Raw genomic sequence first — 12118 nt, 5'->3', positions numbered from 1 at the left:
GTTGGTCCTTGTTGGTACGGCGACAAACCGCGAATTGATCAATTTCTCCATCAAATGATCGTGCGAAGTGATCGACGGATAGGTATTGTGATCGAAATCAGATCAAATCAGGGTGGCGATACGTGTTTGAGTTTAAAGATATCGAAATATTGCAAGACATCGTCAAGGCCGGTGGGTTTCGCGCAGCAGCGCAGAAATACAACCTGTCGCAATCGGCGATTTCAGCCCGCGTTTCCGCATTGGAAAAGAAGCTGGGCATGATGCTGTTTGACCGCAGCAACCGGCAGGTGCGCCTGACTGCGGCGGGGTTACGGTTTATCGAGGAAGCCCAGCGCTTATCGCGCGCACGTGATCGCATCTGGCAGGAGCTGACCCATCCGGGCGAGCTGAGTGGGACGGTCAGGATCGGGGTGGCGGAAACCATCGTGCATACGTTGCTGACCGATATGCTTAACACGTTAAAAGATGACTTTCCCAAGGTCCGGTTTGAATTATCGGTTGATACATCCGGGCAGCTTAGCAAGGCGCTGAGTGACGATGACATGGATGTCGCGATCATGTTGCGCGAATCCGTGCCACAAGGGGCCGTTGCCGCGCCGCTTAAGCCGGTTGAGCTTGGCTGGTACTGTGCCGAAGATCTGGAATTGGGTGACGCGCCCTTGACGTTACGCGATCTGGCCGAGCACGCTATTGTGACTTTTCCCAAAGGAACGCCGCCGTTTCGCGAAGTCGAAAGTATCTTTGCCGCCCCCGATATTTCGCAACCGGCCCTGCATGGTTCGGCATCGCTTTCGACGGTCAAACATTTGGTGGCGGGGGGCTTTGGAATTGGGGTTTTACCAACACTTATGGTCAAGAATTCCGAGTGGGCCGACCATATCAAACCAATCCCTGTTTTGCCTGAAGCATCCCTGACGGCATTGCATTTTGTCATCACTTATTACGCCGAACGGAACGGCGAAATTGGCGCGGCTATTCAGGAGGCAGCACGACTGTCAGATCAAATTGATCGCTAAAAACGATCATAAACCATTTAAAATGATTACTTGACAAGATCGGTTCCATTTCTCAATCTTTCGTCAGAGGCAGAGAATGGGACTGAAAATGACCGCATCAAAAAGCGCCACCCGTTCCGTTGACACCAATTTGGATGATATTTCGCGGATCACGCCATTGGCGTTGCGCACATCAATCCGACGTGGCGAGCACACAGGAACGACGACCGGTTTCTCATCAGGGTACCTTCAGGGGAACCTTGCGATTTTACCGGCGGACTATGCCGACGAGTTTTTGCAGTTCTGTTCAAAGAACCCCAAATCATGCCCACTGATCGGCATGTCCGAACCGGGATCGCCCCACATCCCGGAACTGGGCATTGATCTTGATATCCGAACCGATCTTGCGGGTTATCGCGTTTTCCGTGGTAGTGCCGAATACACCAGCGTCACGGACGTCTCCGATGTCTGGCGTGATGATCTGGTGACATTCGTTCTGGGATGTTCATTTTCATTCGAAGCGGCCATTACGCGCGGCGGTGTGCGGTTACGCCACATGGATGCGAACCGTAATGTGCCGATGTATGTGACAAATATCGCGACCACCCCGGCCGGGCGTTTTCACGGTCCCTTGGTGGTTTCGATGCGATCCTTTGCGCCCGGTGATGCGATCCGGGCGATCCTGTATTCCGACAGATATCGTCTGGCCCACGGCGCACCGGTTCATATCGGTGATCCATCGCAGATCGGTATTGCGGATATTATGAAACCGGATTTTGGCGATGAACCCGTCATCAACGAGGGGGACATCCCGGTTTTCTGGGCGTGCGGAGTCACGCCACAAATGGCAATTCGCAACGTGTTGCCGGATTTTGCCATCACGCACGAGCCGGGCTTGATGCTTGTAACCGACGTTCTTGCAGAAGCCGCGGAGTTTTCCCTTCAGACGAAGCCTGAAGTATATCAATCATAAACGAGTTATCAGAGAGGACATTCTTATGAAAAAGATGGTTTCTTCGCTTTTGGCGGTATCCGCACTTGGTGCCGGTTTTGTTGCCACACCTGCAGTTGCCGAAGAACTTTCGGTTGTCGGCAGTTGGAGCAGCCTGCCGCTTTATAAACAATATGAAAACCCGTTCTGGACCGAAACCCTTCCAGCAGATTCAAACGGTGACATCACTGTTCAGATGACCACCCATGATCAGATGGGCATTGGCGGCGGCGACGTTTTCCGTTTGCTGAGCGACGGTGTTTTTGACGTTGCCATGACGGTTGGCGATTACGCGGTTGGCGATGCGCCAGAACTTGAAGGCCTCGATGTGCCGCTGGTGGCAAACACCGCCGCCGAAGCACAGGCCATGGTCGAAGCCGCCCGTCCGATGGTCGACGAGATCTTTGAAGCCCGTTTCAATTCCAAGGTCCTTGCCATTGCACCATATCCGCCGCAGGTGGTTTTCTGTGCGGGTGCAGTGACTTCAATCACCGATCTTAAAGGCAAAAAAGTCCGTGGTTCGGGCCGTATGACCACCAAGTTCCTTGAAGCACTGGGTGCCAACGGTGTGAATGTGGCGTTTTCGGAAGTTCCGGGTGCGCTTGAACGTGGGGTGATCGATTGTGCCGTCACGGGTGCCGGTTCCGGGTACAGTGCAGGTTGGTGGGAAGTATCCGACCATCTGATGACCATTCCGCTGGGCGGATGGGATCCGGTTGTTACCGCGATGAACCTTGATAAATGGAATTCATTGTCGGCTGAAACCCAGAAATTCATCACCGATGAAGTTGCAACCAAATTCGAAGCGCCAGCTTGGGCATCGGCTGCCGATGCGTTGAAAAACGATGTTGCATGCCTGACCGGTAATGGTACCTGCCCGGCGGGTGATCCGGCGAATATGACGCTGGTTGATGTGTCTGATGCCGACGTTGCACAGGCAAAAGCCATCCTGACCGAAACGGTCCTGCCGGAGTGGGCAGAACGTGCAGGTGATGACTGGGTTGCGCGCTGGAACGATAGCGTTGGCAAAACGGTCGGTGTTACCGTACCGCTGAATTAAGTTTCAGCAATAGGCGGAGAGGCCGGAACAGTGACCAATACATTGATTGCGGCCATCCGCCGCACAAACCGCATTATCGCGTTGCTCGTCGGACTTGTTCTGACGGGCACCGTGATCCTGATTATCGCAGAAATCGTGCTGCGTGAAGTCGGTATATCGCTTGGCGGTGCCGAAGAAATATCAGGATATGTTATGGCAGGCGTTGCCAGTTGGGGGATGTCATATGCCCTGACGGAGCTTGCCCATGTGCGCATTGATCTGATCCGGTTGCGTTTGCAGACACGCGGTCGGGCGTTGCTTGACCTGATTGCAATTGTGGCTTTGGCCGGGGTGGCATCACTTGTTGCGTTTCAATGCTGGCCGGTGCTTGAAAAAACCATCGAACGCGGATCTCGGGCCAATACTGCGCTTGAAACGCCCCTTTGGATTCCACAGACGATCTGGCTTTCGGGCTGGATCTGGTTTGCGGTGTCGGCCTGCGTTCTTGTCATCCTGTCATTGGTATTGATGATGCGTCGCGATTTTGATCAGGCCGATGCGCTTGTCGGTGCGCGCTCCGAAGTGGAGCTTGAGACATGATTTTTGCTGTAACCGCATCCCTTTTGGGCTTTTTGGCCTTATCCATCCCGGTCGGGATTGTTTTGTTTCTGCTGGGCATTGGTGTTGACCAGTTCTTTACCCCGTTCCCGCTTTTGCGCGGGCTGGGTCAGGTTGTCTGGTCATCGTCAAACTCATCAACCCTGATCGCCATTCCATTCTTTGTCCTGCTGGGCGAAATTCTGGTGCGTGGCGGGATTGCCGAAAAAACCTATGAGGCGCTGGATAAATGGTTTTCCTGGCTTCCGGGTGGGTTGATCCACGCCAATATCGGGACCGCGACGATGTTTTCGGCAACGTCAGGATCATCGGTGGCCACGGCGGCCACGGTTGCAACGGTGGCGATGCCGCAAGCCGAAAAGCTTGGCTATGATCCAAAACTGTTTTCCGGGGCGATTGCGGCGGGCGGTACACTTGGCATCATGATCCCGCATCGCAATCTGATTGTCTACGGGTTCCTGACCGAAACATCCATTCCACGCCTGTTTCTGGCGGGTTTGGTGCCGGGGCTTGTGATGGCGGTTGCCTTCATGCTGGTCACGGTTGTTCTGTGCAAGATCAAGCCGTCGCTTGGCGGGCAAAGCCGTTCATTTACATGGGCGGAACGTGTCGGAAGCCTGCGACATCTGATCCCGATCCTGATCCTGTTTATCGCGGTGATCGGATCAATCTATGCCGGATGGGCGACACCGACCGAGTCTGCGGCCATCGGGGTTGTGATTGCCATGTTGATCGCCGCCTTTAACCGGGGTGTTTCCAATGACATGATTAAATTGTGTCTGGTCGGAACCGTTCGGATTACCGCCATGATCATGCTTGTGATCATCGGGGCGTATTTCCTGAACTTTACCCTGACGGCGGCGGGCATGGGGCGTGAACTTAAAGACCTTTTGACCGGCCTTAACTTTAGCCCGATGGGCACCCTTATGGTCGTGGTCGCTCTTTATATCGTGCTGGGTTTCTTTATCGAAACCCTGTCACTGATGGTGGCGACCATTCCGATCATTGTGCCGATCATGACCGGAATGGGGTTCGATAAGGTCTGGTTTGGCATTCTTTTGATCGTTCTGATCGAGATGGCGTTGATCACCCCACCGGTTGGCTTGAACCTTTACGTTGTGCAGGGGGCGCGAAAATCCGGACGACTTTCCGAGGTCATGCTGGGCACGATCCCGTTTGTTCTGGTGATGATGGCGATGATTGTCGGCCTGATCTTCCTGCCGCAACTGGCCTTGTTCCTGCCTGATTACCTTTAGGGGCCGGGCAGGTTCCTTCATCACACCATTTGGCTGACGGGCCGGGAATATCCCGGTCCGGGCCCCTTCATTGTGCCGGGCTTTGATCTTGGCACCCCCAAAAAATTCAAGAATACTGGGACATCAACATGCAGATGACATTCACTCTTGCGGGCACAGAAATCAGTTTTGATATTGCCCATTGCACGGTTGCCGGCTGGACCGGGCGCGATGCGGCGGCCATTCAGCATCACATTGATGAACTGGCCGAAATTGGGGTAAAGCCGCCATCAAGTGTGCCGCTTTATTACCGCACGGCATCGGGCATGGTCACCCAGCAAGACGCCATTGAAGTGGTTGGTAAAGGCACATCGGGTGAGATCGAGCCGTTCCTGATTGCGAACGACGGTGTGCTTTATCTTGGTTTGGCGTCGGATCACACCGACCGTGAACTTGAAGCCCATTCTGTCGCGCTTTCCAAACAGATTTGTGAAAAGCCGGTGGCATCGGAAATCTGGCGGTTTGATGAGGTCAAAGACCATATCGAACAGATTGAAATGCGGTCTTGGGTGCAGGAAAAAGATGGCGATGACTGGGTGCTGTATCAGGAAGGTACGATTGCCTCGATCCGGCCTTTGACCGACCTTATCGATGGTTCCGGGCTGATGACCACATCAGGTACAGGCAAGGCATCGGTGATGCTGTGTGGCACTCTTGGTGCAAAGGGCGGGGTTCGTCCGGCCCGTCGTTTTAAAATGGCATTGCATGACCCGGTACTTGATCGCACCATCGAGCACGCCTATGACATTAAGGAACTGCCCGAAGTCGCCTAAGTCCTTAACTTGGGGCAATTTGGTGCGCAGAGAAAAAACATAACAGGACGGAGGCTGCCTGATGGGGGCGATTATCGATAAGGTCACGGCTGCGATTGACGTGGTTGATCAGTTGGGCGATCTGGCCGATAAAATCTTTACCGAGTTTGATCGCGACCGGATTTTACGTGATGCTGAACGTTGTGAAAAACAGATTACTGATAATCCCAACTTGCCGCTTGCCGGTAAACTGGTGTCGATCAAGGACCTGTATGATGAGGCAGGTATCGCCACCACGGCGGGATCCGAACTTCTGAAAGGTCGCACCCCGGCACCGCAAGATTGCGATGTTGTCCGGCGGGTGAAGGAAGCCGGGGCGATACCATTCGGGCGCACCACATTAAGCGAATTCGCCTATTCCGGTGTCGGGTTGAACCCGCATTACGGAACGCCGGGTAATGTGTTTGACGCCGATGGCATTCCCGGTGGGTCGACGTCGGGCGGTGGTTTGACCGTGGCCCATGGGATAGTTGATTTTGCATTGGGCACCGATACCGGCGGATCAATTCGCATTCCATCGGCAATCAATGGGCTTTACGGGTTTAAACCATCGCGCCTGTCGGTGTCGGGTGACGGCATCCATCCACTGGCAAAAAGCTTTGATACGCCGGGGCCGCTGGCATCGGACCTTGATACTGTGATCACGGTGTTTGAAGTGATGTCGGGTCAGACGGTGATTGATGCGCCGGCAAGTGCCGCAACGTTGCGCATCGGTGTACCGAGCAGTGGCTTTGTCGATGGTCTTGACGGGCGGGTGAAGGCCGATTTCGAGATGGTTTGTGCAAAGTTGCGCGCTGCCGGGCATGAGCTGGTGACACTTGATCTTGGCTTTATCGCCGAAAATGCGATCCTCAACAAAATGCTGGTGTCAGCCGAAGCGCATGCCATCTATGGCAAGGATATCGACAAGCTCGAAACATGTGGTGATCCGCGCGTTTTAACACGGATTAAGTTTGCCGAGACGCTGTCAAAAGATGACCTGATTGCTGCCTATGCCAAGCGCACGGATGTAATCGCGCAGTTCGGGTCGGCGATGGCAGAGGTCGATGTCATGATCGCCCCGACCTTGCCGATGATGGCGCCCAAGATTGCCGAGGTCGAAGCCGACTTTGACAATCTGAATGCGATGATGTTGCGCAATACCGGGTATTTGAATCTTGTTGATGCCTGTGCGATTTCAATTCCGGTCAATGTTGTCGGGCAAACAGTTCCGGCATCCTTAATGATCGGTGCCCCGCATGGTCATGACAAGGCGGTGTTGGGGGCCGCGCGCCAGATTGATCCGCTTTTTGGCTGATCAATCTGATGGTGTAAAATCAACAAAGGCCCGGATTTTCCGGGCCTTTTGCGTTATAGGTCCAAGGTCAATTTACCGCCGCCCTGCATGCGTGACACGCAGATGCACATTTGATCATTCTGGCTTTTTTGTCCGTCACTCAGATAGGCGTCGCGATGGGATAGGTCCCCGTCGCACGATAAAACCGCCGATGTGCAAATCCCGCAATTTCCCTTTTTGCAGTCATAAAGCGGATCAATGCCCTCGTCGATCAGCACATCAAGGATCGATTTCCCAACAGGGACGTCAAAACTTTGGTTGCTGTGTTGAAGGTGAACTTCAAATGCACTGTCATCAAGCTGGGCTGCTGGTGTTGAAAAACGTTCATAATGGATGTTGTTAGATGCCCAACGGTGACGGCGCGCGGCATCAAGGACGGCATCAATCAAGCCACCCGGCCCACACACATAAACATGTTTACCAGCCTCGACCGGGCCAAGGATGGTCGAAAGCGGCATTGCGCGTGATGGTGTACCGCCGTCGAAATAAAGCGTGCACCGCCCGGTAGCGGCATCAAGCACATCATGCATCAGGGCCATGTCCTGATGGGTGCGGCTGCTGTAATGCAGGGCAAAATCCTTTTTTTCCGCCGTTAGCGTTGTGGCCATTGCCAAAATGGGTGTGATGCCAATTCCGCCTGCGATCAGGATGGTGCTTTGAGCATCACTGTGCAGTGGGAAGTCATTTTGCGGCAGGTCGATGTTGAGTTCATCACCGACGGTTACCTTGTCGTGCATGAAGGCAGATCCACCTTCTCCATCGACTTCACGCAGGACGGCGATCCGGTATCTGTCGGTCTGACCGGGATTTATCACGGAATAGGACCGTTTGACCGAATTTCCAGATGTGTCGGTGACGTTGACCTTGATGTGGGCCCCCGGTTCACACGGCGGAAGCACGCATCCGTCGGATGCAACAAGATCGAATCCACGGATGCGATCTGTCAGGGTATGGATCTGTTGGACGGTGGTTCTGAGCATGGCGATTTTCCTTCCCTGTCCCCGGATTGCGTCCAGGTGTGATTGTTCGCAGGATTAAATTGGATCCAGATTAAATCAATTGGATCCAATTTTGTCAAATGCCATGCGTGTCGATGGAGAGGGTGCCTTTGGGGATGGTGTTAGTCTTCGCGTTCAATGACGGTGAAGTTTTCCGGCATGTTCTGCGATGGGCTGAGAATCTTGGTGTAGCGCAATGCTGCGTTGGCATGTTCGCGCATCAGGGCTTCTGCCCGTGCGCCTTGACCGTTATCTATTGCATCAAAAATGATGTGATGCTGCATGTGGCTGAAATTAAAACGCCGGTATTCTCCGGACATGTCATCGCGGTTAAAGGCGATTGAAGACACCGATGCAAAGGGCAAGTGGTCGTTGCGTGACAGGGCGTCTTCGATGGCGATATTGCGGCTGGCCTCAATGATGGTGTTATGGAACTGCATGTTGAAATCGTGATAGATTTCCATGTCCTCATCGGTCAAAAATCCCTTTGAGAACAATGAGTCGCCCATGGACAGACAGTTAACAAGACTGTTGCGTGCTGGTGGTGAAACCCCACGTTCGCAGGCCAAGCGTGCGGCGAGTCCTTCGAGGACGCCGCGCACTTCGATGGCATCGGCTATTTCTGTTGGTGTGATGGCACGGACGGTATAGCCGCGGCGGTCGCCTTTGCGCAGGAGTCCTTCTTGTTCGAGAGTGCGAAAGGCAATTCGAACCGGCGTACGCGAAACGCCAAGCCGTTCGGATATCGGAATTTCGGCAACCCGTTCGCCCGGAGGAAGTTCCCCGTTGGCGATCATTTTGCGCAATGTGATCAGGACTCTCTGGCCGTGTTTGCTCATGCTTGATCCCGGTTTTTTTATAGGCGTCTGATCATAGTTCAGATTGGATTGGTAAAAAAGCCTCTTGCCAAATTGGATCCAATTTTATTACGATTAGAACCATAACAAAAAGAGAGTGGATTTACATTCACCTGTACGTAATCGATTTGGCGCAATGCCAAGGGAGAGAAAACATGTTCCTGCGTAACTTCTGGTATGTTGCAGGGTGGGATGGCGAAATTGGCCGTAAGCCGGTTGCGCGCACCATCTGCAATGAAAATATTGTTTTGTATCGTCGTGCTGACCGTTCTGTTGTCGCACTTGAAGACAGTTGCCCGCACCGTCTGTTGCCTTTGAGTCAGGGCTACGTCGAAGGGGATCGTCTTATCTGTGGCTATCACGGGTTGGAATTTGACGGGGCCGGCGCATGCGTTCATATGCCCAATCAGGAAAGCATCCACCCCGAAGCCTGTGTGCGGGCGTATCCGGTCGTTGAAAAAGACCGGTTTGTCTGGGTCTGGATCGGGGACAAGGAAAAGGCTGACGAAAGCCTGATTCCAGTGATTCCGCATGCCTCCGAAGAGGGCTGGGTCTTTGATGGTGGCTTATATGACGTTAAATGCGGCTATGAGCTTCTGGTCGATAACCTGATGGACCTGAGCCATGAGACATATGTTCATCCGTCAAGCATCGGACAGCTTGAAATCACCGAAAGCCTGCCAGTGACCCGTTCGGATGATGACAGTGTTACGGTGGAACGCTGGATGGAAAACATTGTCCCGCCGCCGTTCTGGGCAAATAACCTGAAATCCAAGGAAGTCTGTGACCGTTGGCAGATTTGCACATTCACATTGCCCTCTAACATCATGATTGATGTCGGGGTTGCGCTTGCCGGGACTGGTGCGCAACAGGGAGATCGATCAAAAGGTGTCACCGGGATTGTTGTGAACACCATGACCCCGGAAACTGAAACCACATGCCGCTACTACTGGGGTATGGTGCGCAACTTTGATATTGATGACCACGGTCTGACGCAGAATATCAAGGATGCACAGGCAAAGGTCTTCCACGAGGACCTTGAAGTGGTCGAAGGGCAACAGGCCAATTTGCTGCGCAATCCGGAGCGCAAGCTTTTGAATTTCAACATTGATGCTGGCGGCGTGCGTGCGCGGCGCCTGATTGACCGTGCTCTGGCCGCGGGGTAACCGCCAGTTCCAATAAAGTCGTACGGGCCGTTCCGTTCGGCAAAATGACAACAAGAGAGAGAAACGCACAACATCATTGAACCGCACCAAAACCGCGCAAAGCGGGCGGGGGTGTTGTGCGACTTTCAGGGAAAACGTCTGAGGTAGATCATGTTTAAACGCCTGTGTGTGTCCGCAGCGGTTGCTGTGGGCTGTCTGGCAAGTGCGATATCTGCGCATGCCGAACCCGAATTTACTTTTATTCTTGAACATGTGTTGGGGCCAAAATCCACTGCACAAACCCAGTTCCTTGAACCATGGGCCAAGCGGATCGAAGAACAATCCGATGGCCGGATCAAGATCGAGATTTATCCGGCTATGTCGCTGGGCGGCAAGCCGACCGAACTTTACAGCCATATCCGCGATGGTGCGGTTGATCTTGGCTGGAGCGCGCTTGGCTATACGCCCGGCGTGTATCCGCGTAGCGAAGTGTTTGAGCTTCCGTTTGTGCATACCGGCAGTGCCGCGATCACCAATATGGCCATTCAGGATGTCTATGAAGAACATCTGTCGCAGGATTTTGACGATATCAAACCCTTGCTGATCCATGTCCATACGGGGCAGGCACTTTTTACCACCGAAAAGAAGATCGAGAGCCTTGCGGATCTGAAAGGCATGAAGCTTCGTGCGCCATCGCGAACCGGTGTCTGGATGCTTGAAAGCTGGGGGGCGCAACCTGTCAGCATGCCTGTACCTGATTTACCACAGGCACTTTCGCTTGGTGTGGTGGACGGTGCGCTGATCCCGTTTGAAGTTGCCATTCCGTTCAAAATTCAGGATATGACCAAATATTCGATTGAAGGTGCCGATGGTGTGCGGTTTGGCACACTGGTCTTTATGTTTGCGATGAACAAGGACCGGTATGAAGCCCTGCCCGATGATTTGAAGAAAGTGATCGATGATAATTCCGGGGCGCATATTGCCAAGGAAATTGGCGATGCATGGGATGCGATTGAGCCGCGCGGCGAAGACATCTTTTCGAAATCAGGAGAAGTCATTCAGCTGTCGGCCGAAGAAACCGACAAGTTTGCCGGTAAATCCGATGAAGTGATTGATCGCTGGATTGCCGAAATGAATGAAAAGGGTGTCGATGGTGCGGCAATGGTCAAGGCCGCCAGAGCCGCGATTGCCAAACACAGTCAGTAAACGGTCTGTTCAGTCTGGTGATCAGGTTGCTCCTTTCCTGATTGCCAATCCCGTGCCGGGGTTCTTGCCTTGGCACAAAAAAACGGCCCGGAAAATTCATTCCGGGCCGTTCTTAATTTTGAAGTTGCGCCGATCAGCCTTCAAGCAGGGAGCGCAACATCCAGGCGGTTTTTTCGTGGACCTGAATGCGGGCGGTCAGAAGGTCGGCGGTTGCGTCATCGTCCGCGCTATCGCAAATCGGATAGAGCGAACGCGCAGTTTTGATCAGGGTTTCGTGCCCTGTGATCAGCTGTGCGATCATATCCTTGGCAGCAGGGACGCCTTTTTCTTCCTCGATCGAGGAGAGTTCGGCATAGGCCGAGAAACTGGCGGGTGCGAATGCACCAAGCGAACGAATACGTTCGGCAACTTCGTCAATCGCGGTTGCCAGTTCGGTGTATTGTCCTTCGAACATGGTGTGCAGGGTTTGGAACATCGGACCCGTTACATTCCAATGGAAGTTGTGGGTTTTCAGATACAGTGCATAGGAATCTGCCAGAACGCGGCCAAGGCCGTCGGCGATTTCCGTGCGGTTCGTTTCAGTAATACCGATATCAATCTGCATTTGTTTTCTCCTTTTATTCGGGGTGGGGCCCCAAAAGGGTGGTGACCCAATTTCGTTAGACGCAGTATCTGCCTGGTAAAAACTTTATTCCAGTCAATCCTGTGATCATTTGCAATAGATCAATTCTATTACGGCTTGTGGGGTTATTTGGGTTGGGGTTTGGTTGTGGCGATTGGTTGTGGCACAGAAATTTGTTTTGGTACTTCCGTGCCGACCGTGCAG

The 12118-nt window shown here is 53.3% G+C and carries 12 protein-coding genes; 9 read left to right on the top strand and 3 right to left on the bottom strand.

Features of this window, described 5'->3' with window-relative positions; all coding sequences use genetic code 11:
* Positions 1 to 122 precede the first annotated feature (122 nt).
* The 7 genes from AMM48_RS10360 (at position 123) to AMM48_RS10330 (ending at position 7047) form a co-directional block, all read left to right on the top strand.
* Complete coding sequence (locus AMM48_RS10360; RefSeq protein ID WP_101299458.1) at positions 123 to 1016, top strand: LysR family transcriptional regulator; 894 nt, start codon at positions 123 to 125, stop codon at positions 1014 to 1016.
* A gap of 88 nt (positions 1017 to 1104) precedes the next feature.
* Positions 1105 to 1968, top strand: a complete 864-nt coding sequence (locus AMM48_RS10355) for a putative hydro-lyase (protein WP_102784038.1) — start codon at positions 1105 to 1107, stop codon at positions 1966 to 1968.
* 25 nt (positions 1969 to 1993) lie between these two features.
* Entirely contained in the window at positions 1994 to 3046 is a 1053-nt protein-coding gene (locus AMM48_RS10350) for a TRAP transporter substrate-binding protein (RefSeq protein ID WP_102783951.1), read from the top strand.
* 30 nt (positions 3047 to 3076) lie between these two features.
* Positions 3077 to 3625, top strand: coding sequence for a TRAP transporter small permease (locus AMM48_RS10345; protein ID WP_102783950.1), 549 nt, complete (start codon positions 3077 to 3079; stop codon positions 3623 to 3625).
* Entirely contained in the window at positions 3622 to 4899 is a 1278-nt protein-coding gene (locus tag AMM48_RS10340) for a TRAP transporter large permease (RefSeq protein WP_102783949.1), read from the top strand. The genes AMM48_RS10345 and AMM48_RS10340 overlap by 4 nt, the downstream gene beginning before the upstream one ends.
* 128 nt (positions 4900 to 5027) lie before the next feature.
* Positions 5028 to 5711 (top strand): DUF2848 domain-containing protein, encoded by a 684-nt coding sequence (locus AMM48_RS10335; protein WP_102783948.1) that lies wholly within the window; start codon positions 5028 to 5030, stop codon positions 5709 to 5711.
* A gap of 61 nt (positions 5712 to 5772) precedes the next feature.
* The gene (locus AMM48_RS10330; protein ID WP_102783947.1) at positions 5773 to 7047 is read left to right on the top strand and encodes an amidase family protein; all 1275 of its coding nucleotides are present in this window, start codon (positions 5773 to 5775) and stop codon (positions 7045 to 7047) included.
* 53 nt (positions 7048 to 7100) lie between these two features.
* Here the strand turns inward: AMM48_RS10330 and AMM48_RS10325 are convergent, their stop codons facing one another.
* The gene (locus AMM48_RS10325; protein ID WP_102783946.1) at positions 7101 to 8066 is read right to left on the bottom strand and encodes a PDR/VanB family oxidoreductase; all 966 of its coding nucleotides are present in this window, start codon (positions 8064 to 8066) and stop codon (positions 7101 to 7103) included.
* A gap of 140 nt (positions 8067 to 8206) precedes the next feature.
* The gene (locus AMM48_RS10320) at positions 8207 to 8923 is read right to left on the bottom strand and encodes a GntR family transcriptional regulator (protein WP_102783945.1); all 717 of its coding nucleotides are present in this window, start codon (positions 8921 to 8923) and stop codon (positions 8207 to 8209) included.
* A gap of 173 nt (positions 8924 to 9096) precedes the next feature.
* Between AMM48_RS10320 and AMM48_RS10315 the strand changes: the two genes are divergently transcribed.
* Positions 9097 to 10107, top strand: coding sequence for an aromatic ring-hydroxylating dioxygenase subunit alpha (locus AMM48_RS10315; protein ID WP_102783944.1), 1011 nt, complete (start codon positions 9097 to 9099; stop codon positions 10105 to 10107).
* Between the two features lie 150 nt (positions 10108 to 10257).
* On the top strand, positions 10258 to 11292 hold the full coding sequence (locus AMM48_RS10310) for a TRAP transporter substrate-binding protein (RefSeq protein WP_102783943.1): 1035 nt from the start codon (positions 10258 to 10260) through the stop codon (positions 11290 to 11292).
* Positions 11293 to 11425: 133 nt separating this feature from the next.
* On the opposite strand, the gene AMM48_RS10305 is transcribed toward AMM48_RS10310, so the two are convergent.
* Positions 11426 to 11896, bottom strand: a complete 471-nt coding sequence (locus AMM48_RS10305) for a Dps family protein (RefSeq protein WP_102783942.1) — start codon at positions 11894 to 11896, stop codon at positions 11426 to 11428.
* Positions 11897 to 12118 lie beyond the last annotated feature (222 nt).

The organism is Thalassospira sp. GB04J01 (genome assembly GCF_000751115.1).
GTDB lineage: Bacteria > Pseudomonadota > Alphaproteobacteria > Rhodospirillales > Thalassospiraceae > Thalassospira > Thalassospira lucentensis.
The sequence above is the reverse complement of the archived record's forward strand: the minus strand, read 5'-3'. Positions and strand labels throughout refer to the sequence as shown.